The following is a 22,944-nucleotide window of genomic DNA, read 5'->3' on the forward strand; positions in this document are numbered from 1 at the left end:
GTAACTATAGAAAGTTTTTATTTATAAGTTTCATTTTTTTACCATTATTCATGTAAAATAAAAACAAATCCAGCATAGGGGAGTGTATGAGTATGAAAAGCGAAGGAAAAGCTTTTCAATATAATTGCAGTAACGGTAAATGCATTTTTAAAGAGAAATAGTGTTAGAAGGTTCTCCTTCTAACACTATTTTTCTTCATAATTAGGAATACACACAATAAATTCTGTTCCATTTCCTTCTTCACTCTCTACTTTTATCTCTCCTTGATGAAGGTCGAGTACTTTTTTTACAATAGCTAAACCTAAGCCACTTCCTCCATAGGCACGATTTCGTGAAGAATCCGCTTTATAAAAACGCTCAAAAATATGTTGTTTCTGTTCTTCTGATATACCGATTCCCGAATCACGGATGCGCACTTCCACTACTGTTTCATGTTCCTTTAACTGAATAGTAATCGTGCCACCGCTTGGAGTAAATTTAATACTATTATGAATTAAATTAATCCACACTTGACTCATACTTTCTTGGTCAGCAATAACATGTACTTTTTCTAAATCTAGTTCTAACTCGATTTCTTTTTCAGCCCAGAGTGGTTCACTATTTAACACAATTTGCTTTAACTGCTGATCTAATCGATAACTCACTCTTTCTGGTATATACTCTTCTGATTCTAAAAGAGTTAGCTTCAATAAGTTTTGACTTAGTTTAGATAATCTCGTTGTTTCAGTTTCAATAATGGTAAGATAATGTTTTCTTTTTTCCTCAGAAAGATTATCGTCTTGTAGTGCTCTAGCAAACCCTTTTATAGAAGTTAATGGTGACTGTATTTCATGAGAAACATTCGATACAAATTCTTGTCTCATTTTCTCCATCGTATTCAGTTCATCTGTCATATCATTTATACTTTTTACGAGCACACCAATTTCTCCATCATACTTTTCTTCATTTCGTATTTTTACGGAGAAGTCTCCTTTTGCAATTTTTTGTATCGGTTCAATAATAGTCCAAATCATTGCCTCTCGTTTTGGCCTCATTAATATTCCAATTAATGTCCAAATAAGAATAATAAATACAAAACCGACCATATCACTAATTAGAAAGGCAACAAATGGCGATACGTTTACGTCAAAAGCATTCAATATACTAGTTGCTACATAAAATGCGATAGACCAAATGATAGTAAGAAAAGAAAAGAGCGCTAATACCGCTCCAAATACTTTCAGCATCTTCAACTTACTCATTCGTTTTCTTTTTCTCATTTACTTACCTCTAAGCGATACCCTAATCCTCTTATTGTTTTAATACTAAATTTCGACTGCTCTTCTTGAAACTTCTCACGTAACCGATTAATATGAACGTCTAGTGTACGTTCATTCCCTTCAAAATCATATCCCCATATTTCTTCAATTAATTGCTCTCTCGAACAAGTTCTTCCCGATTTAGACCCTAAAGTAAAAAGCAGCTCAAATTCTTTTAACCGTAACATAACCGTTTGTTCTCCAGATGTAACTTCGAATGTTTTACGATTTAATAATACATTTCCAACTTGAATCGATTGTGAAACTGTAATTTGGTAACGTTTCAATAATGCCTTTACTCTCACTACTAGTTCTATAGGGTCAAATGGCTTTACAAGATAATCATCTGTCCCAAGGTGAAATCCTTTTACTTTTTGTGATGTTTCCCCTTTGGCAGTTAGCATCAGAACCGGGATATCATAGTATTTTCTTAATTCAAAACATACATCAAATCCATCCATATTTGGCATCATGATATCAAGAATAACCATATCGACTTTTACGTCATCCATTTTCCGAAGTGCATCTACTCCATCAATTGCCTCATATGTTTGAAAACCTTCTCGTTCTAAAAATACAGAAACGAGTTCCCTAATGTGTGGATCGTCGTCTACTATTAAAATTTTAGGTATCAAAGGAACCATTTCCTTTCTACTTAGCATCTAATATATTTTTTTAAAATGCACCCTCTTTAATTTTCAATTGTTGCGTTGCAAACTCACGATACATATCATGCGTCTGTAATAATTCATCATGCGTACCACTACCTGTAAGATTTCCTTTTTCAATAAAGATAATTTTATCTGCATCTACAACAGTAGAAAGTCTATGCGCAATCACTAACGTTGTTCTGCCTTTCATTAAGTTATTTAACGCTTTTTGAACGACAGACTCAGATTTACTATCTAAGCTTGAAGTTGCCTCATCGAGCATAAGAATTTGCGGATTTCGAAGTAACGCTCGGGCAATGGCAATTCGCTGTCTTTGTCCACCAGAAAGCTTCACACCGCGTTCTCCAACTTCTGTTGCATAACCGTTTGGTAAGTCATGAATAAATGCATCAACATATGCCATTGCTGCTACTTTTTCAATTTCTTCATCCGTTACTTCACCTTCAACGCCGTAACAAATATTATCACGAATCGTTCCATCGATTAACGGACTATCTTGTGATACGTAACCGATTTGACGTCGCCATGACTGTAATGAATAACTCGTAATTGATTCTTTTCCTAATTTAATAGCACCACTAGTTGGCTCATAAAAACGTTCCAGTAATGAGAATAACGTTGTTTTCCCACTACCACTTGGTCCTACAATCGCTGTCACTTTTCCAGATTCAATTGTGAAATCAATATTTTTCAAAACTTGCTCTTCTTCGTTATACTCAAAATGTACATTTTCAAGAACGATCGGTTGCTTAGCATTTGTCACTTTCACACCAGTTTCATGATCTTCTACTTTATATTCTAAAATCGTACTAATTCTTTCCGTTGCACCAATTGCCTTTTGGAATTGTGTAAAGAACATAGATAATTGACTCATCGGCATTACAATTTGAACTAAATACAAAATAAACGCTACAAGTTCACCAGTTGTTAATGCACCGCTAGAAACTCTCATCCCGCCATATCCTACGATAATAACAAGTAGTGCCATTAAAACAAACGACATAACTGGCGAAATTAATGCTTGCACTTTTCCTTCTTTCAAACCAAATTGTAATAACTTTTGTATGCCTGTATTACCCGTTTCATATTCTCTTTTTTCTGTATTTGAAGATTTCACTAAACGAATTTCTGATAACACTTGCGTTAACACACTTGTAAAAGATGCCGTTTCATCTTGAAGCGCTTTTGAAATCTTATACATTTTTCGTCCAAGTGGAACTAAAATTAATACAGACAACGGAATAACCGTTAAAAGTAAAGCAGTCATTTTCCAATCTAACACAAATAATACAATTAACGATCCAACAATTGAAATACCACCTGTTAATAAGTTTGACAAATGCTCAGAAATTAACGTTTTCACAACACCTGTATCATTCGTCATACGGCTAATGGTATCACCTGTTCTATTTTGATCGTAATAAGATACCGGCAAGATAAGTACCTTTTTCCACAAACGTTCTCTTAGTCCCGCTACAATCTTCTGCCCAATATAATTTAGTAAATATATAGACAACCCTGCCGCAATAGTTTGCATTACAAAGAAAGCAACTAACCCAACAATTTGTCCTGCACTAATTGAAGAAAGCGAAAAATTATCTACTAATCCTTTTGTTAGCATAGGAATAAATAAACTCGCTCCCGTAGAAAGCAAACTCATTAATAACGCAAAAATTAAAATTCCTTTCGGAGGATTTGTATCTTGAATAAGGCGTAAAAACTGCCTCCAGCTCCCTTTTTTCTTCATTTCATTTCTAACTTCCATTCCTGTTCATCTCCTCATGTTAAACCAAACTATTCTTTCTAAAATTAGAATACGATACAAATGTAAACTGAATGTAAACACACTTTTTCTATTTTTACAAAATATACATAAAAACTCATCTTTACAACAGATATAAACATCTGATATTATTACCTGGTACTTAATATTATTCTATGTGAATTATAGATAAATAATTTAAAACACGATATAAATCTCCAGTTAGTGAAAGGAGTATCCTTTTTGCAAACAAATATACATTCTGAAAAGGAAACAATTATTTTTATTCATGGATTAGTTGGCAATCGTCGCGCCTTCAAAAAGGAGCAAAAACGATTTTCTGCCTCCTACAACATTATAACTTATGACTTATTAGGTCACGGTGATGATAAAGGAGAAGCAATCGACTTTTCATTACAGCGTCTCGTAGATCAATTATTAAACTTATATGAACAAGAAGGTATTAAAAAAGCTCATATTTGTGCGCTAAGTTACGGCTGTTACATCTCTACAATTTTTGCACAAATGCATCCAGAAAAAGTATTAAGTATTTGTCATATTGGAGGACATTACAATAACCCTTCTCGCTTATATAGCGTATTCCAAAATTTTTGGGAGAAGCGAGGGGATGAATACTCTAAATGGCTCTCTCAATACGCAAATACTATTTTTCCAAGTGGTATACTAAAAGCAAATCCGTTTGCAGTCATTTCAAGAAATATTTACTACCGTTTCGGATTACAATTACATTCATCCATTATTGCCCAGTCATTACGACATCGGTTAGAATTCGATTTAAAGTCTAAATTAAAATCACTTCCTCACCCTATACTATGGGTAATGGGAGAGCATGATCATCTCTATAAATCTTGTCTATTTGATTTGAAATCTATTTTACCTAACGTTCTATATAAGGAAATACCTTTAGCAGGACATGCAGCGAACTTATTTCGTCCTAACTATTTCCATGACTTATATGATCGATTTTTAAATGGAAATTTAAAATAAAAACTATTAAACTTCCAATTTATACAACTATAAAAAGGCTTCCCAAGTTTCCTTGGAAAGCCTTTTCTCTATACGAAAAGTATATAAAACTACTTTTTCTTAGTATGCTTTTGTGTAACCTAATAGGTGCTTGCTCCAGTAAGAGTTACTTACAGAACTAATACGTACACCAGTTGCATCTGTTTCTGCACTAATGAACTGACCGTTTCCTAAGTAAACACCCATGTGAGAAGGACCTGATTTATAAGTATTTTGGAAGTATACTAAATCACCTGGTTGTGGATTGCTAGTTTTTGTTTTAGAGCTCCAGTATCCAGCAACTGTTTGACGAGCGCCTTTATGACCAGTTTGATTTAATACGTAGTGAATGAATCCACTGCAGTCAAAACCAGCAGGTGTTGTACCAGCAGTTCTGTATGGTGAACCATTTAAAGATCTAGCGAATCCAGCGATTGAAGATGTATCTCCACCTGTTGTTGGTTTTTGTACGTCTTTACCTGGTTGTTGAACGTTATTTGTAACGTTATTGTTATTGTTATTTGTAACGTTGTTTACTCCGCCTTTTACAAACTTAACGAAGTCTGCACTTACGTAACCCGTGCGGCCGTTATGGTTAATTTTGTACCAGCCATTTTCAGCGCCAGTAACGTTTAGTACTTTACCATTTGTTACTCCACCGATTACAGCGTTGTATGTAGCTGGGCCTGTACGTACTTTTAAAGCACCAGTGTTAACAACATAAGAACCACCAGTTTGAACTGTTGTAGTATTGTTGTTTGTAGTTGGTTGTTGTGTTTGGTTAGATACAGCAGAACCACCTTTTGTTACGAAGTCTTTGCTTACGTATCCAGTTCCACCATTGAAGTTGATTTTAAACCAATCTTGTACTTCACCTACAACTTGTACTGTTTTACCTTTGTTTACAGAACCTAATACTGTATGAGATGTACTTGGGCCTGTACGTACGTTAAGTGAAGAAACGTTTACTGTGTAAGTACCTGTTCCTTGTTGAACAGTCGTTCCTGTTTTGCCACCAGTCGTTACGAAGTCACCACTTACATAACCTGTTTGACCATTTACGTTTACTTTGAACCAACCGTTTTCTTGTCCAACTACTTGTAGCACTTGACCTGATTTCACTTTAGAAATAACGTTATGTCCTGTACCAGCACCTGAACGAACATTTAATACATCAGCAGTTACTGTGTATTTTAATTCAGAAGTTGTTTCTACAGTTTTTGTTTCAGTTACAGTCGTTTGAGTTTGAGTTTGAGTTTGTCCATTAATTTCTTTTAGCGCTTCATTTGAAACTTGTGCATGAGCAGAATCCATTCCTGGAACTGCAACGCCAGCTACAGAAGCTGCTGCTAAACCTGCAATTACTTTTTTCATAAGTTGTCTTTACTTCCTTTCCCTACTATCCTCTTAAAAAAAACTTAAAACTTTAATACTTTACAATATTATCAAAGTAAAATATTCATCCAGTTCCATTTTTTAGCAAGAGTTTTATTTTTCACACAGAGTTCATTTTAAATGAACAAAGTGAAATCCGTGTGAACTTCATGTGAACTTTATCATTAATTATAGTGTTTTTGCAATGATTTTTTCAAATTTCTTATATATCGCATAAAAATTCGACATTTCATTTAATATCTCAATATAAAACATCCCTTTTCTATCTTCTATAAAAAATTCTATTAACCTAATACAAACCACATTATGTATTTCCTTATAAAGCTCCTTACATGAAGTATACTTTCATCATGACAAAAATCACTCTATTTATCAATAGTATAATATTTTTAGAAAACTAAATTTCTATACTATCTACAATTTTGAAATAATTTGACGAATTGTAAGATTTATTTCACAAAAACCATTTCTCCTTTAAAGAAAACACACACTATACCAACTGTTTTCTTTTCCGATAATGGAATTTATAGGATAATCATAGTATTATATATCATAATAAAACTTTAATTAGTAAAGGTTTTATCCCCCCGCTAATTATTAACCCTCACTACTCGGGCTACCCATTAATGCGGAATTTTATTGGAATAAAAAGAGGAGGCATATTTGTGAGAAATATAATAGATGATCCAATACAAAAAAATATAGAGCCATACTATGCTTTTATTCAATTCGTTTCAATGATAACATTACAAAAAGTATCAGCTATTGAAATACGTAAAAATGAATTAAAAAATCAGATGAAAAATGCTGGACAAAAAAACCCTTATTACGTATAAAAAAGGTGAACAGGTTATATTCCTGTTCACCTTTTATCAAATTATTTTATTTATAAATTTTCACACGGTTTTCTAACGGTTGGAATTCTTTTTCACCAGCATGTACTACCGGTTTACCAAATGGCATTTGCGCAGTGAGCTTCCAATTTGCTGGAACATCCCACTCTTTTCTCACTTCTTCATCAATTAGCGGATTGTAATGCTGCAACGTAGCACCAAACCCTTCAATTTCTAAAGCTGTCCAAATTGCAAATTGTAACATTCCTGATGATTGCTGAGACCAAGTTGGGAAATTATCTTTATATAATGCAAAGTTTGCTTGAAGGCCTTCCACAACTTCACTGTCTTCAAAATATAAAACCGTTCCATAACCACTTTTAAATGCATTCATTTTTTCTTCAGTAGGTGCAAAGTTATTTTCAGGTACAATTTTTCTTAATGTTTCTTTCGTAATATCCCATAATTTATCATGTTGTTCTCCTAATAAAACAACAACGCGAGCACTTTGAGAATTAAAAGCTGAAGGTGTATGTTTTACAGCATGATAAATCACTTCTTGAATTTTTTCATCAGAAACTACTTGCTCTTTACTAATTGCATAAATAGATCTTCTGTCTTCAATTGCTGAGTAAAAATCTTTTGCCATCATAATTCCCTCCAATTTTCAATTGAGGCTATTTCATATGTATATGTCATATTACGCCCCTCAAACTTATTATTAATAAGCTTATAACTTTATAATATCACAGCAACAAATAAACTCAAATGATAACACTTGTATTTAGAATCTTTTTCCTTTTTAAAGTTAAAATAAAAAGACCGTTTGTTGTTATCTAAAATTAGTAACAACAAACAGTCTTACTTATGTAGCGATCTAGATTCGTATTTTACTTACTTAATTAACTAATCCAAATGCATACGACATTAACTTATTTGTCTCTGTAAAACGTTTTGTTTTACTTGATGTCCCCATGACCACTGTAATAATTCGATTATCACCTTGCTTTGCAGTCCCCGTAAAACAGTATCCTGCGCTATCTGTAAATCCAGTCTTTAGTCCGTCCATTCCTTCTATATATAAACTTTTATTATTTTTATTTAACATGTCGTTTGTGCTTATAACATTAATATTATTAAATGCTAGCTGACTTTGACGTAAGTGAGTCACTTCTAATATTTCCGGATAATCTTTTATAAGATGATACGCCAATTGTGCTACATCACCAGCCGTCATTTTTGTTTCACTTCCATCTGGCTCTTGTAATCCAGAAGCATTTGCAAATTTAGCATGTTCCGACATTTTTAACTGTTTCGCTTTTGCATCCATAAGCTGAACGAAATCTTTCTCCGATTTTGCCATATGTTCTGCTAAAGCCACAGCTGAATTATTAGCTGACTCAATCATTAATGCATGATATAAATCTTTAACAGTTAATGTGTCATTAACTTGTACTGGGATTCTCGCTCCCTCTGTTTGTGCCGCCTTCGCACTCATTTTAACTGGATCTTCCCAGCGAACTTTCCCGTTATGTATACTCTCTAGTAGGAGATACGCTGTCATCATCTTAGACATACTAGCCGGTGCAAAAGCTTCATTTTCATTATATTGATAAATAATATCTCCATCACTCGCATCGATAATCATAGCCGCTTTTGCGTTAATTTCTGGTGGGATGTACTTTGGCGGGACTACTTTTTCAGTAAATCCTGCTTTAGGTAGTTCTGCCACTTGCAAAAGTTGTCCTTCTACATTCGCTACGCTCTTTTGATTTCCTTGGAATAAGAACCAACATATCCCTAAAATAATGACTAATAGGACTGTCATCCTTCCCCATTTTAACCGATTCATTTCAAAACTCCTTTAGCAAACCTTTTATACACTCACATTTAACCTTAACAACAATTCCTTTATACAGTCAAGGTAAAAAGTATATTTATTCATATACAGTAATTATTATTTTAATTTGTTTATGTTACACTAATAATACTGAAATATAAGAATATTCAACAATAAAATCTTGTAAATAAACTATTTAATAGAAGGGATTCATACAAATGCTACTTCCAAAATCATTAAAATATGGAGACACAATTGGGATCTACTCCCCTTCTTCACCAGTAACCTACACTTCCCCAAATAGATTTGAACGAGCAAAATCTTACTTACAACAGAAAGGGTTTCATATATTAGAAGGTTCATTAACAGGTCGATATGATTTTTATCGTTCTGGTAGTATACAGGAGCGTGCTGATGAACTAAATGCCTTGATAAGAAACCCTAATATTTCTTGTATTATGTCAACAATTGGTGGGATGAATTCAAATTCAATATTACCTTATATTGATTATGATGCTTTTCTAAATAACCCTAAAATAATGATTGGATATTCAGATGCAACTGCTTTATTACTAGGAATTTATGCTAAAACAGGAATCCCTACATTTTATGGGCCAGCTCTCGTCCCTTCCTTTGGCGAATTTGAACCTTTTGTTAATTGTACATACAAATATTTTGCAGAAACTTTACTACATCATCAATCTCTTCCTTATCATATAAAACAACCATTATTTTGGTCAGATGAATTTATTAATTGGGAAGAAAAGACTAAGGAGAAAGAACTTCGACCAAACAATTGGATTTCAGTAATTGACGGAAAAGCTACTGGTCGTATTATTGGCGGGAATTTAAACACGATACAAGGAATTTGGGCTAGCCCCTATATGCCACATATTCAAGAAGGCGATATTCTCTTTATTGAGGACAGTTCAAAAGATGCAGCTACTATCGAAAGAAGCTTTTCATTCCTTAAAATTAACGGTGTATTCGATAAAATTTCAGCTATCATTCTTGGAAAACATGAGCAATTTGATGATTGTGGTACAAATCGAAAACCTTTTGAAATACTGTTAGAAGTACTTCAAAATCAAAAAATTCCTTTTCTAGCTGACTTCGATTGTTGTCATACACATCCAATGATTACTATACCTATCGGTGTTCAAGTAGAGTTGGATGCAACAAATAAAACAATACATATTGTAGAACCTTGGAAAAAATGAATGCATGGCTTCTATTGTTTTACAATAAAATCCATGCAGCTAAGTTTCCCATTGCTTCCATCTCATTTTTTGTTGCTTATTTCGGACTAGTTGTACTTTTATTCGGATATGCAATTTTATGGCAACAAGTAATTAAACATTTCGAAATTTCAAAAGCATATTCACATCGCGGGATTATTATACTATGGTCAATGCTTTGGTCAGTATTTCTATTTGGAGATACGATTTAGTGGAATCATTTACTTGGTGCAGCTATTATTATCGTTGGTGTAATCGTTTATTGTATCCAATAATAAAAAGCTCCGTTTATCACAAACGGAGCTTTTTACTATTGACCTAAATTTTGCACCTTATCTTTCAAATCTCGAACTTGATCTACCGTCTGCATAAGCTCTGAGTTTTTAAATTGCTCTACATCCACTTTTCCTTCTTCTATCTTTGTCATCGCCGTATCAATTAACGTATTTAACTTTTCGTTATATCCGACGATTTGTTGATGAAGATCCTTTGCTACATCAGGTGGCGTTAATTCATTGAATGCGGGTATATCTTGTTTAATTTCACTAAGCTTCGTTTCTAATTCTTTTCGAGCCTCGCTATCATTAACGGCCTTTTCTGCTAATGCTGGTGCATCGTTTGCAAATGCACTTATTTCATTTACATAGTCTGTCGCCTTTTGAGCATAATCTATGGAGTTCTTTCCTTCTTCCACTATTGAACATCCCATTAAACCAATTGAAACTATAAATACTAATAAAATTGATTTTATTTTCATTTTAGACTCCCTTCGTCTTTATCATTGTCTGTAATTTTCTCTATACATAACTTCTAGCTAAATTGTTTATAACCTTTTTCAAATAGCTATTTATCCTCTTACATGCCCTATTATCGTTACAACATCTATTTCTATATGTACGCTTATAATATCTTCAATTATATCCATATATCCTTGTCCTATAGCTGTTCCATAGTGTAATGTAAGCCCCTTCTTTTCATACACTGACTTTGGCACTGAAAAAATAAATCTCCTCAAGTTTCTTTCATCAGCTGGTTCCATAATTAAAACAATCCCATCCTCATCAAACATATACGCTCGCCCTCCAACTTTACATTCACTATGGCTCAGTATTGCCTTGGTCAGCAAAATTTAAAACATAATAAGTTAAGATACACTCCGCTCTATCATAAAGTGAAACTTTAATTAGCCCTCACCAGTCGAATCTTTACCAGCAAATAGCGGGATAAAAATAAAAAGCATTCATTCTTTTTTGTTAAGAATGAATGCTTTTTAAAAAATCAATTTCTAACTCTAGCATCTTTTTTTGACGAGGTTTTACTTTCCTTACGGGAACTCCAGCGTAAATATACCAATCATCTAAACTCTCTTTTACCATACTCATCGCGCCGACTGCCGTTCCTTCTCCTACCGTTACATTTGGAAAAATAATAGAATTAGCACCAATAATCACATGTTTTTTTAAAATAACTTTTTCTGCTTTCACATTCCTATATTGATTCGGGACGGTTGGCCCCATTAATGTATTTCCACTGAAATCATCAAGTACTGCATATACGATTGTTTTAGCTGAGATGTTTGCAAAATCATGCATTTCAATCCCAACTTCCCCTCCATATAACGCTGTATACGCTGATATGTGCGAATAACTTCCAATTGTGATTTTACCACTTAAAATGCAAAAATCATCAATTCTTACATGATTGCCAACTGATATAGCACTCGGATTATATATACTTGCTTTTTTACTAACCAATACATTTTTCCCAACAGATAAAAATCCAATTTTCTTTAGTTCTTCTTGACTATAAAAACTATTCATCTACCGACACCACCTTCTGCTCTAAACAGATTACAATTTGCTCTACTAGTTCTTTCGTCATTCCTTCCCATAAAGGTAAACTTACGATTCGTTTTGCTATTTTATTCGTTTTTGTTAAATCTGTAGACTTATAGTTTTTAAAAAGAACTTGTTGGTGGCAAGATGGTGAAAAGTATAATCTAGCTTCTATTTTCTGTTTTTTCAGTTCTTCTATTACTTGTATGTTGCGAACTTCTTCTGGACAGATGATAGGCATAAATTGGTGAATAACTGCTTCTGTCTTTTGGACTTCCCACCCTTTTTTCATTAACCCAGTATTTTGTAACAACTGTTTATACCATTCAGAAATACGGGTGCGTTCTTTTAATTTTTGATCCCACTTTTTTACAGTCGCAATCCCAATAGCTGCTGCGTATTCAGACATTTTACAATTAAACCCCATCATCGTGCATTCACGATTTTTATCAAATCCGAAATTCCCCATTCTTTTAATACGTTGTATATCTTCTTCGTTTTTACTATATATGAGCCCTCCTTCACCAATTCCGAACGGCTTTGTTGCATGAAAGCTATATACGATCATTCCACTAAAATCTTGACCGTAATGCACCCCTCCATTCATTAATCCAAATCCCGGCGCCGCATCTACGACAACCGGAATCCCCTTCTTCTCTAATTCTTCATATTCTTCTAAGTTCATCCATGATCCAAAGGTGGCGTATGGGACAACAATCGCAACCTCTTCTTTTAATTCTTCTATCTTATCCAAAAGTACCGTTTTATCCATATACCAATCATCTATTGAAATATCAATAAAGTAAGGTTCCAATCCACACCAAATAGCGGCTAAGGCAGTCGCAGGGAATGTAAAGCTAGGCATGAGAGCATACTTTCCCTTTCTTCTTTTCTTTAGTTGAATAGCCGCCATTAACCCTAACGTTGCGTTTGCTACTGTTGTAACAGCTCCCCTGTTTTGAAAAAATGACGACATAATTGTTTCCTCAAAACGTTGATTTATAGGTCCATAATTCGTATATATGTGAGATGTATCAATTTCCTTCAATTCGTCCAAATACTCACTTACAGGTACAGTTGAAGCACGTAAAAAAGGAATATTCTCCATATCTATCTATTCCTTCCTATCATTTTCGGACAATATAGAGCATATCTGTTTCAGATAATCCAAATTTCCTAGCACTTTTCATTCCTTGTTTTTCTGCTATGTTATATAATTCTACCTTAAATCCTGCATTCATTAATCGTTGAATAAATCCCGATTGATTATAAATTCTCACATGATCTTCTTGACCAAAAGCTAGTTTCCTCAATTGTGGTGTTACAATTAATTCATTCTCTACAATAAAATCTACATTCATTACGATTGGTACTTGAATAATTCCCCATCCATTTGGCTTTAACACTCTATATAACTCTCGCATTGCTTTGTCATCATCAGGAACGTGTTCTAACACATGACTACATAATATTACATCAAAAGTATTACTATCATATGTAATCCTTGTAACATCAATTTCCTTCATTAATGGATCCTTTGGTTCTAAGTCACCACATACATACGTAATATTTTTATACTCGTTAAACCAATCTCTTAACTTCGCTTCAGGTGCAATATGAAGCATTGTATAGTTTCTATTTAACAAGTCCGTTTCCGTTTCAATGTACGCACGATACAATCTTTCACGATCCATCGAATTACAAACTGGACATATCCCTGTATCTTTATTCCACATCTCAAATTTGTATTTTGGAAAATCATAATGCGCTGGCCAAGGTGAAAATTTTTCAAATTGTTTATTGCAATATTGACAATAACAAGATTCTTTCTCGAACATATGAGCAACTAACTTGTTTAATCCTTTTTTTATCTTTTCATTATAAATTTGATCTAGTTCGCCATTTCTTACTGCATCCTTAACTATAAATCCCGCATTTTCTAAACAATAAGATAAACTCTCTTTATACTCACTTTCGGAGCTTAAAAATCCACTATTATATGCATCTATAATTAATTCAATCCACTCTTCAATTGTCATTAAAATAAAATGCATTTGTTTTTGATTTTGGCCACTATGTTGTCTAAAATAACTAAGAGGTTCTTGTATATAAACTACTTTTCCTTTCCTCATCATATCTAGCCAAGTTGCAATGTCATTAATAGCAGAATAAGCCTTTCCTTTAAAATACCCAAACTTCCCGTCAAACAAATCACGATTAAATAAAACAGTTGTCGGCTCACCAACTACATTTTTTAAGTTTTTTAACATATAATTCCCTAATTCTTTTCCTTCAAAAAGTGTAGTTTCTTTCGCGATTTTCATATTCAATGTTGAAGGTGGTAATATCTCTCCATTCTCATCAATCAGTTCACGATATGACGTCACAAATGAAATATTTTCTAACGTCAAAAAGTATTGCATCATTCTCTCGATCTTTTCATGATGAAATAAATCATCATCTAATAAAAAGTTTATATAGTCCCCATCCGCAAGTTCTACACACTTATTAAAGTTTTCGGCAACTAACGGCGTTTCATTTTTAACATATGTAATACACTCATATTCACGTAAGTACGGTTGAATCATAGCATTGACTTCATTATTTGTACTGTCGTCAGAAATAATAATTTCTATATTTTCATATGTTTGATTCAGAGCACTGTTGAGTGCTAATTCCAAGTAATAAGGTCTATTGTACGCAGGAATAAGTATACTTACTTTCGGTAAAGAAGAATTATTATTTATATGTTGTTTTTTCTTTTCTATGTTTATTTTCCTCTCTCTAATTTTTTGGTAATAATCTAATGTATATAATATGGATGATGGAACTATCCTTCTTGCATAATCTAGAAAATTAGTTATCGCTTTGTCTAACTCTTTTTCGGTGGATAAGAAACCATATTGTTCTCCTGCTATAATACTGTGTGAAAAATCTTCTAACCCATCCATCATTTTATTAGATTCATTTAACTGTTGATCTGGATGTAATCGAAAGTAACTAAGTGTCTCTGCTATATATACTGCTTTTCCTTTACTTAATAAAGATAACCATGAAGCTATATCTACGTTACATAAATACCGCCTCTTATCAAAAATCCCATACGGTTCTTGCAAATCATTTTTACGAAATAAAACTGTTGTCGGTTCTCCAATATAATTTTTTTGCTCCACAATTACCTTATTTCCTAATTCTGTCCCCTCTATAATCGTATCCTCTTCAAATAAACGGACAGTTGAATAAATATGTCGTAGTTCTTTCCCTTTATCATCAATTACTTGACGATGAGATGTTACTAGCTTAATTTCATTATCTAGATCATTGAAAAAGTACTTCATCATCTTTTCAATTTTATTCACATGAAATATATCATCATCCATTAAAAAATTTATATACTCACCATTCGCTTCATGAAATAACATTAACGCATTTTCAAACTGTCCGAGAGTTGATCTGTTTTTTATATAAATAATATTTGAATGATTACATAAATATTTTTGTAACATCTTTTCTGTTTCGTCATTCGTGCTGTCATCTCCAACTATAATTTCTATATTAGGGTACGTTTGTTCTAACACACTACATAAAGCCTTTTCAAAGTAGTGAGGACGATTATACGTAGGAATTAATACACTTACCAATGGAAGTTGCTCTACCACCTCTTCAGTTCTTTCAATACGAGTTCTCATTTTAACTCTCTCACCTCTTCGCATATTATTTATATACGCGACACAAAAATCACATTACTTTAACTGTATGGAGCCTATATACTTTTATGCAAACATGAAACAAAATATCATACTTTTCGTTCCTGAATAAACATATTTAATAAAGCGGACATTTTATTTGCACCTTTTTTATTCATATGATCACTATCATAAAAATCAGCCTCACAAAATAATGGCGAATCAAATAGGTCTATGATTTGAAAAGAATATTGAGTTTGAAACTCATTTATAACTTTATAAAAATCTTCTTTTAATTTCTTACTACTACAATTGAAATAATGTAAAGTAACAGGGAATACAACAATTAATGGCTTTATATCGTTTTTCAACAGTAATTCTAAATATTTCTTAAAAATCATTTTATTTTCAACTAAAGTATGAGGATACACCAATTTAGTATGTGAAGCTGCTCTTATTTTCCCGTGTTCTTCAAAAGGAATATGAAGAGAAGTAGTATTCCATTCAGCATTTATCCAAGGCAGTATCAATGATTCATCTTTTAGTTCGTCTAATAAAATATATTCAAAATGCAAATTAAAAATAGAAAGAAGTGGTTTCGGAGTATTTAGATGTGAGAATCCATCAGTGGGTAGAGGAGAGTGAACTACAGTATGATGACCATCTTGAAACAATGGATAATATACTTTGTGAATTCTATATGATTCAGATGATAACGACATATCAAAGTAAAACGAGAAATAGGCTATTCCTATTAAACAATATTGAAATGAATGATTGTTTGATAAAAGTTGTGACGCTATTAAATAATCATAGTATAGATCTTGCGATGGAAGTGTTAATTTTATTGACTTTTTTGAGAGAAGCTCCGTACTTATGCCACAATGTGGATAAGACAAACCGGTAGCAAACAATTCATACGTCGGATCACTCTTTGCTTTTTTCATAGAAATGTATAAAGACATAAGATCCGGATTTATTTGATAGATAGAAATTAATTTATCCTTCCATTCATACATGTATTTTGTTAAATTAATAATTTTTGAACTTTGCACGCCCCTATTTATCAAGTCATTTGTAAGTTTTTCTGCGTCCACTCTCCAAATGACTATATATTGAAAAGAACTTTCTATACGAACAACATCTGAAACGTCTACAACATGAACTATTGTTTTACATTTATTTTTGTCTAATGTATTTCGAATCCTATCCCCTGATAATTCATCACTTAAAACAATGATTTTATATTGCTCCTTCATGTACATCCCCTCCATTATATGTATAATATGAAATTCATTTTTAATTCGTAACAATCATATACACCTTCAATCTAACAAAAAAATAGCTCCACCATTAGGCGTAGCTATTTTTACAATTATTGCTTATTCAAATCATATTCCTTTATCTAACTCATAAAGTTTACGATACTTTTCATTTTCTTTCAGAAGTTGTTTATGACTACCTTGCATGACAATTTGGCCACGATCAAGGAATATAACTTCGTCTACATGTTCTATTCCTACAAGATGATGCGTAATCCAAATAACCGTCTTTTCTTCCGTTGCAGAAAACATTGTTTCAATTAAAGACAATTCTGTTTTTGGATCTAAACCGATAGTCGGTTCATCAAGTACAATAATTGGTGTTTCTTGCATAAGAGTTCTAGCAAAAGCAACTCTTTGTCTTTCCCCACCAGAAAACCGCTTTCCCATTTCATGCATTTTTGTTTGTAATCCGTCTGGAAGAGAAGTAACATGTGAAGCTAGTTGTGCTTTCTCTAAAGCTTTCCATATCTCTTCATCCGTCGCCTCTGGTTTGCCAATTCGTACATTATTTCCAATTGTCGTATCAAACAAATGCGGCTTTTGATTTAATACAGAAATATATTTAGATAAAAGATTCGTATGAGCTCGTTCACCATTCAATACAACTTGGCCATTTACTGGGCTTAACGCCCCTGTTAACAATTTTAGTAAAGTAGATTTCCCTGTCCCACTTCTCCCTAAAATAGCAATTTTCTTCCCTGCTTTTATTTGTAATGATACATCTTTTAATACAATCTCATTACTATCTGGATAACTATACGATACGTGATTCAGTTCAATATCTACATGTTTTGGTTCAATATAATCTTTCTCTCCATGCAAATCCGTTTCATCATGTAAAACACTATCACTTTCTACGCCATTAAGACGATGGGTAGATTCTACGTACGACGGTATTCGATCGATGGCATCTGCAATAGGAATAAGCGCGTTCGTTACAGATAAAGTCATTAATACGAAAGCTGCGATAACTGTAGGAGCAATTTGTTCACTTGCCGCTCCATTCCCAGTCCATATGATCATCGAAATAACTACAATACCTACTACTAATTGAATGATACTGTCCCGAATATGATACCAGCGTTTCACTCTCTTTTCGATTTTTAACAACTGATCATTTTGTTTTACATACTCATTAATAAATTCATCTTTACGACCACTTGCTTGCCAATCAGATAATCCAAAAACAGCATCTGTCAGTTGTTGATACAAACGGCTTCTGCCTTGCTTTAAAGTAACATGATGTTTCTTCATCAAAAGTAATGATACAAATGGAAGAAGAAACACGATAATAGCTAACATACAACCTACAATAAGTGCAAACACAAGGTCAAATGCACCGATAACAAGTACGAAGATACTATAAACAACTAGCGCTAATATACTAGGAAATATTGTACGTAAATATAGGTTTTGCAAATGCTCTATATCTTCGGATAACACTCCTAACATATCACCCGTTTGAAATCGAGAACGGAAAAATAACGCCTGTGGTTCTACTATTCTATATAGCTTCGTTCTCATTTTTTCTAATATACGTAGTACGACATCATGTCCGACTAAGCGCTCTATATAATGAAACACAGCTTGCCCTATACTAAACGCTCTTGTTGCAACAATAGGAACATATACAGCCATTACATTTTCTGGTCTAAGGGCAGATTTTGAGATTAAATAACCTGAAATAAAAAGTAACATCGCTCCTGAACTAACTCCAAGAAGACCAAGGAAAATAGTTAAAGTCATTCTACCTTTATTTTGTTTTATATAAGGTTTAACCCAGTTACTCATTTCTCTCCCCTCTCTTCCCTATGGAAATGTAATGTCTCATTCTCTAAAAGTTCTTCATACGTCCCACTTTCTTTCATTTCCCCTTTATTTAAAATAAGGATATGGTCCATTTGTTTCATCCAATGTAGACGGTGAGTTGCTAAAAATACTAACTTTCCATTAAATAGACGTAACATCGCTTGCTTTATTTCAAATTCGGTTTCAATATCAAGATGTGCCGTAGGCTCATCTAATAAAATGATTGGTTTTTTACTTAAAAGCGCACGCGCCATAGCAACACGCTGTTCTTGTCCGCCACTTAGCATACGTCCACCTTCTCCAATTCTTTCGTGTATCCCATTTGGAAGTGATGTAACGAGTGAACGAAGGCCGACTTCATTAATAACTCTTTCAACTTCTTCATCTGTTGCATTTGTTTCATAAAAACGAATATTATCCTTTAATGAAAGCGGAAATATATAGGGTTGCTGCGGAATATAAGCAATATTTTTTTGCCAATCTTCACGAGTAGATCCATCAACTTCTACACCATTTACTAACATCTTTCCACTCGAAGAAGATAAAAAACCTGCTAATACGTCGATTAACGTCGATTTCCCTGCACCACTTTCACCAATAACACCAATAGCACCGTTACCTTCCCAAGTAAAATTAATCCCTTCTAATATAGCCTTTTCAGATTCAGCATTATTAACTTTGATATCTTGTAATTTCAAGCTACTAGAGGCATTCCATACTATATCTTCATTTAAATCTTTCTTTTGTATTCCTTTTTGTTGTTGCAAAATCTCTTCTATTTGCTCCATCGCAATTTGTCCATCTAATGTCGCATGATAATTTGCTCCCACTTGTTTAATCGGCAGAAAATATTCCGGAGCTAAAATCAAAATTGTAAGGGCTGGTAATAGTATAATCGTTCCATCTATTAAACGTATCCCTAATCCAACTGCCACAAACGCGATTGATAAACTCGTAAAGAAATCTAATGCAAAAGAAGAAAGAAAAGCAACTCGCAAAGTACGCATCGTTGCTTTTCTATATCTTTTACTTACTTTTTCAATCTTTCCTTCGTGCTGTTCACTTTTCCCTAAATACTTTAATGTTTCTAAACCTTTTAACGTATCTACAAAATGGTTCGAAAGTACACGATATATCTCATACTGACTATCTGCCATTTTTTGCGCTGCTAATCCGAGAAGAATCATAAATATAATCACGATAGGAATCGTTACAACTAAAATGATTCCAGACTCAATATCTAGCGTAAAAACATATAGTACAATTAGACCTGGAACGATACTACTTCTAATCATTTTAGGAATCGTTAATTCAATATATGTTTTAAATTTCTCAATCCCCTCAATTGATAAGGTAACCAGATGACCCGTTCCAACAGTTTGAACATACCTTGGACCTAATGTGAAATATGCCTCTATCAATTGTTTTCTTAGTAACGACCCTGTTTTTTCGGCAAAACGTTCCACTAATATTTGTGATGTTCGAACTACTATGTTACGCGCTGCAAACGCGATACCAAAATAAACAATTTCACTTAATATTGTTTGTACTGTCTCTCCATGAAATAAAAACGTAATAGCTCGTGCTAAAAAGATTGTTTGCGCAATAATACTAAAAGCTTCTAAAATACTAATAATAGTTAACGCTACATATAAAATACGGCTACCGGGATAAGACGGAAGTCCTCTTTTTCTTTTCATTAGTACTCCAAATCGTTGTCTGACTTAACAGGTTGTCTAAATACATAATAACTCCATATTTGACTTCCGATAACGAAAGGCAAAATAGCAATCGCAAAGTAAGTCATAAGTTTTAATGCATAAGCTCCTGATGCTGCGTTGTAAATTGTCAAATCATTCATTGCTCCTAAAGAGCTAATCATAACACGTGGGAACATACCGATAAATACACTCGCACTTAGTAAAATGATTGTTAAACTCGTCATAAAGAAAGCCCAACCATCTCTTCTTCTTTTATTTAATAACGTGGACACTAATAGTGCTACAAAAGCTCCGATTGGTACCATAATCCATTCTGTTCCATGAGCAGTGAAAATGTCGGTTTTCCATAACCCCACACCAGCAAAAACAAGAAGTGTAATTAATGAAAATGGTGCAATTTTTATTGCAGCAATTCGTGCACGTTCTCTCAATTTACCAGTTGTACGTATCGTAAGAAATTGTAATCCGTGAACAATACATAGTAGGAGAAACATTACTCCCCCAAGTAACGCAAATGGATGAAGTAATTGCAGGAATCCACCTACAACATTTTTACTCTCATCAATAGGTACACCTATCATAAAGTTTGCAATCGCAACTCCCCAAAGGATAGGAGGTAACATACTTCCAATAAACATCCCCCAATCCCACGCACTCTTCCATTTATGATTATCTATTTTCGCACGAAATTTAAAGGAAACACCTCTTAAAATTAAAGCAAGAAGCATAAATACAAACGGAATATAAAAACCACTAAATAAAGTTGCATACCAGTGCGGAAATGCCGCAAACATGGCTCCACCAGCACAAACAAGCCATACTTCATTCGCGTGCCAGAACGGTCCTATTGTATTTAAGTAAACTCGTTTTTCAAAATCATTCTTTCCTAAAAACCTCGAAACCATTCCTACCCCAAAGTCGAAACCTTCCAGTACAAAGAATCCAACAAATAAGATTGCAATAACTAAAAACCATAACTCATTAAGAGATAACATACTCTTCCTCCTTATCAAATGGATCATGGCTTTGATAATCCTTTTTCGTTTTCTTATTCTTGTGGCCCTTAATGGTACGAACAAATAAGTACACACAAATTCCACCCATAATTAAATACATTGATGTGAATGAAATAAGTGAGAATAATACTTCACCGAATGTTACATTTGGTGATACAGCATCTTCTGTTTTCATTACACCAAATACAACCCAAGGTTGACGACCCATTTCAGTCATAATCCACCCTACTGTATTACCGATGAATGGAAGAGAAATTGCATACACCATTAATTTTAAATACCACGTTTTTTCAGCTAAACGATCTTTTCTTGATAAGAACCATCCGTAAGCTCCTAGAAGAAGCATGAATGTTCCACTCATTACCATCGCTCTAAAACTCCAAAACATTGTATGCACTGGAGGAATATAATCTCCAGGTCCATATTTTTCTTCATATTGTTTTTGAATTTGATTCATCCCTTCAACTTGACCGCTAAACTTATCATACGATAATAGACTTAGCATATAAGGGATTTGAATTTCAAACGAATTTTCTTTCTTCTCTGTATCAATTTTCGAAAATACTGTAAATGGCGCTGGATCCTCACTTGTATTCCATAGCGCTTCAGCTGCCGCCATCTTCATTGGATGTGTCTTAATTAATTGTTGCGCTTGTGCATGACCGAAGAATAATACAAGCGCCGTTGTAATTGTTCCAACAATGATAGAAATGCGGAAAGATTTTTTAAATACTACAGTTTCTTGTCCTTTTGTAATTTTCCATGCACTTACACCCGCAATAAAGAATGCACCTGTTGCAATTGCTGCTGTAATTGTATGCGGGAATTGTACCCATAGTTGTGGGTTTTGAATAATGGCTAAGAAATCATTCATTTGTGCACGACCATCAGCTGCCATTTCATACCCGACAGGTGACTGCATAAATGCACTTGCAGTTAAAATCCAGAATGCTGATAACATCGTTCCAATTGAAAGGAGCCAAATACACATTAAGTGAATTCGCTTCGGTAATTTATCCTCACCGAATACCCATAAACCTAGGAATGTAGACTCAATGAAAAATGCCAGTAATCCTTCAATTGCAAGCGAGGGACCAAATACATCACCTACAAAACGTGAATACGTTGACCAGTTCATACCAAACTGAAATTCTTGTAAAATACCTGTTACTACACCTACTGCAAAGTTAATAAGGAATAATTGCGTCCAAAACTTTGCCATCTTCTTATATACTTCTTGCCCTTTTACCACATACAACGTTTGCATGATCGCAATAATAAAAGCTAAACCAATTGACAGCGGAACAAAAAAGTAATGGAAAATCGTTGTTGATGCGAACTGTATTCGTGCCAATTCGAGCGTTTCCATACTAAAATCACTTCCTTCATAGTTTTTATAATAAAAGTTAATTGAGCAATCTTATCAAACTCAATTATTAAGAAATACGAAAAGACAAAAACATTTTGTATGTATTGTCGAAAAATATGA

The 22,944-nt window shown here is 33.6% G+C and carries 19 protein-coding genes and 2 pseudogenes; 5 read left to right on the plus strand and 16 right to left on the minus strand.

What is annotated here, in order from left to right; genetic code table 11:
- Window positions 1-92: 92 nt before the first annotated feature.
- Window positions 93-161: pseudogene (locus tag MRP26_RS31010) on the plus strand (DUF3139 domain-containing protein); the annotation flags it as partial.
- Between the two features lie 24 nt (window positions 162-185).
- Here MRP26_RS31010 and hitS read toward each other — a convergent pair.
- From hitS to MRP26_RS02270, 3 genes are read right to left on the minus strand one after another with little or no spacing between them, the layout of a single operon-like run.
- Window positions 186-1,259, minus strand: a complete 1,074-nt coding sequence (gene hitS, locus MRP26_RS02260; protein WP_053564724.1) for an envelope stress sensor histidine kinase HitS — start codon at window positions 1,257-1,259, stop codon at window positions 186-188.
- The gene (hitR, locus tag MRP26_RS02265; RefSeq protein ID WP_053565515.1) at window positions 1,256-1,933 is read right to left on the minus strand and encodes an envelope stress response regulator transcription factor HitR; all 678 of its coding nucleotides are present in this window, start codon (window positions 1,931-1,933) and stop codon (window positions 1,256-1,258) included. Before hitR ends, hitS begins: the two co-directional genes overlap by 4 nt.
- 40 nt (window positions 1,934-1,973) lie before the next feature.
- Window positions 1,974-3,734, minus strand: a complete 1,761-nt coding sequence (locus MRP26_RS02270; protein WP_053564725.1) for an ABC transporter ATP-binding protein — start codon at window positions 3,732-3,734, stop codon at window positions 1,974-1,976.
- 240 nt (window positions 3,735-3,974) lie between these two features.
- On the opposite strand from MRP26_RS02270, the gene MRP26_RS02275 reads away from it, so the two are divergent.
- A complete protein-coding gene (locus MRP26_RS02275) occupies window positions 3,975-4,739 on the plus strand; it encodes an alpha/beta fold hydrolase (protein ID WP_023521720.1) in 765 nt (254 codons plus the stop codon).
- 99 nt (window positions 4,740-4,838) lie between these two features.
- Here MRP26_RS02275 and entFM read toward each other — a convergent pair whose 3' ends face one another.
- Complete coding sequence (entFM, locus tag MRP26_RS02280; RefSeq protein WP_098289385.1) at window positions 4,839-6,131, minus strand: enterotoxin EntFM; 1,293 nt, start codon at window positions 6,129-6,131, stop codon at window positions 4,839-4,841.
- A 686-nt stretch (window positions 6,132-6,817) separates the two neighbouring features.
- Here entFM and MRP26_RS02285 point away from each other — a divergent pair.
- A complete protein-coding gene (locus tag MRP26_RS02285; protein ID WP_001244281.1) occupies window positions 6,818-6,988 on the plus strand; it encodes a hypothetical protein in 171 nt (56 codons plus the stop codon).
- A 46-nt stretch (window positions 6,989-7,034) separates the two neighbouring features.
- Here MRP26_RS02285 and MRP26_RS02290 read toward each other — a convergent pair whose 3' ends face one another.
- Window positions 7,035-7,637 (minus strand): nitroreductase family protein, encoded by a 603-nt coding sequence (locus tag MRP26_RS02290; RefSeq protein WP_002093949.1) that lies wholly within the window; start codon window positions 7,635-7,637, stop codon window positions 7,035-7,037.
- Between the two features lie 246 nt (window positions 7,638-7,883).
- The gene (locus tag MRP26_RS02295) at window positions 7,884-8,837 is read right to left on the minus strand and encodes a D-alanyl-D-alanine carboxypeptidase family protein (protein ID WP_053564729.1); all 954 of its coding nucleotides are present in this window, start codon (window positions 8,835-8,837) and stop codon (window positions 7,884-7,886) included.
- Window positions 8,838-9,043: 206 nt separating this feature from the next.
- Here MRP26_RS02295 and MRP26_RS02300 point away from each other — a divergent pair, with 206 nt between their 5' ends.
- Window positions 9,044-10,045, plus strand: a complete 1,002-nt coding sequence (locus MRP26_RS02300; protein WP_069355431.1) for a S66 family peptidase — start codon at window positions 9,044-9,046, stop codon at window positions 10,043-10,045.
- Window positions 10,042-10,272: pseudogene (locus tag MRP26_RS02305) on the plus strand (hypothetical protein); the annotation flags it as partial. The gene MRP26_RS02300 and the pseudogene MRP26_RS02305, both read left to right, overlap by 4 nt.
- Before the next feature lie 101 nt (window positions 10,273-10,373).
- On the opposite strand, the gene MRP26_RS02310 reads toward MRP26_RS02305, so the two are convergent.
- From MRP26_RS02310 to cydA, 10 genes are all read right to left on the minus strand, one after another.
- Window positions 10,374-10,820, minus strand: coding sequence for a DUF6376 family protein (locus MRP26_RS02310; RefSeq protein ID WP_000695203.1), 447 nt, complete (start codon window positions 10,818-10,820; stop codon window positions 10,374-10,376).
- A gap of 90 nt (window positions 10,821-10,910) precedes the next feature.
- The gene (locus MRP26_RS02315; protein WP_000459099.1) at window positions 10,911-11,132 is read right to left on the minus strand and encodes a hypothetical protein; all 222 of its coding nucleotides are present in this window, start codon (window positions 11,130-11,132) and stop codon (window positions 10,911-10,913) included.
- A gap of 184 nt (window positions 11,133-11,316) precedes the next feature.
- On the minus strand, window positions 11,317-11,883 hold the full coding sequence (locus tag MRP26_RS02320) for an acyltransferase (protein ID WP_001084185.1): 567 nt from the start codon (window positions 11,881-11,883) through the stop codon (window positions 11,317-11,319).
- A complete protein-coding gene (locus tag MRP26_RS02325; RefSeq protein WP_197241795.1) occupies window positions 11,876-13,006 on the minus strand; it encodes an aminotransferase class I/II-fold pyridoxal phosphate-dependent enzyme in 1,131 nt (376 codons plus the stop codon). The genes MRP26_RS02320 and MRP26_RS02325 overlap by 8 nt, the downstream gene beginning before the upstream one ends.
- Before the next feature lie 19 nt (window positions 13,007-13,025).
- Entirely contained in the window at window positions 13,026-15,587 is a 2,562-nt protein-coding gene (locus tag MRP26_RS02330) for a glycosyltransferase (protein ID WP_197241797.1), read from the minus strand.
- Between the two features lie 107 nt (window positions 15,588-15,694).
- Entirely contained in the window at window positions 15,695-16,843 is a 1,149-nt protein-coding gene (locus MRP26_RS02335) for a hypothetical protein (protein WP_069355428.1), read from the minus strand.
- Window positions 16,844-16,975: 132 nt separating this feature from the next.
- Window positions 16,976-18,700, minus strand: coding sequence for a thiol reductant ABC exporter subunit CydC (gene cydC, locus MRP26_RS02340; RefSeq protein WP_000073638.1), 1,725 nt, complete (start codon window positions 18,698-18,700; stop codon window positions 16,976-16,978).
- Window positions 18,697-20,418, minus strand: coding sequence for a thiol reductant ABC exporter subunit CydD (gene cydD, locus MRP26_RS02345; protein WP_242805939.1), 1,722 nt, complete (start codon window positions 20,416-20,418; stop codon window positions 18,697-18,699). The genes cydC and cydD overlap by 4 nt, the downstream gene beginning before the upstream one ends.
- Window positions 20,418-21,434 (minus strand): cytochrome d ubiquinol oxidase subunit II, encoded by a 1,017-nt coding sequence (gene cydB / locus MRP26_RS02350; protein WP_069355425.1) that lies wholly within the window; start codon window positions 21,432-21,434, stop codon window positions 20,418-20,420. The genes cydD and cydB overlap by 1 nt, the downstream gene beginning before the upstream one ends.
- Entirely contained in the window at window positions 21,421-22,824 is a 1,404-nt protein-coding gene (gene cydA / locus MRP26_RS02355; RefSeq protein ID WP_000448869.1) for a cytochrome ubiquinol oxidase subunit I, read from the minus strand. Before cydA ends, cydB begins: the two co-directional genes overlap by 14 nt.
- Window positions 22,825-22,944 lie beyond the last annotated feature (120 nt).

It is taken from the genome of Bacillus sp. CCB-MMP212 (assembly GCF_022748145.1).
Classification (GTDB): Bacteria; Bacillota; Bacilli; order Bacillales; family Bacillaceae_G; genus Bacillus_A; species Bacillus_A cereus.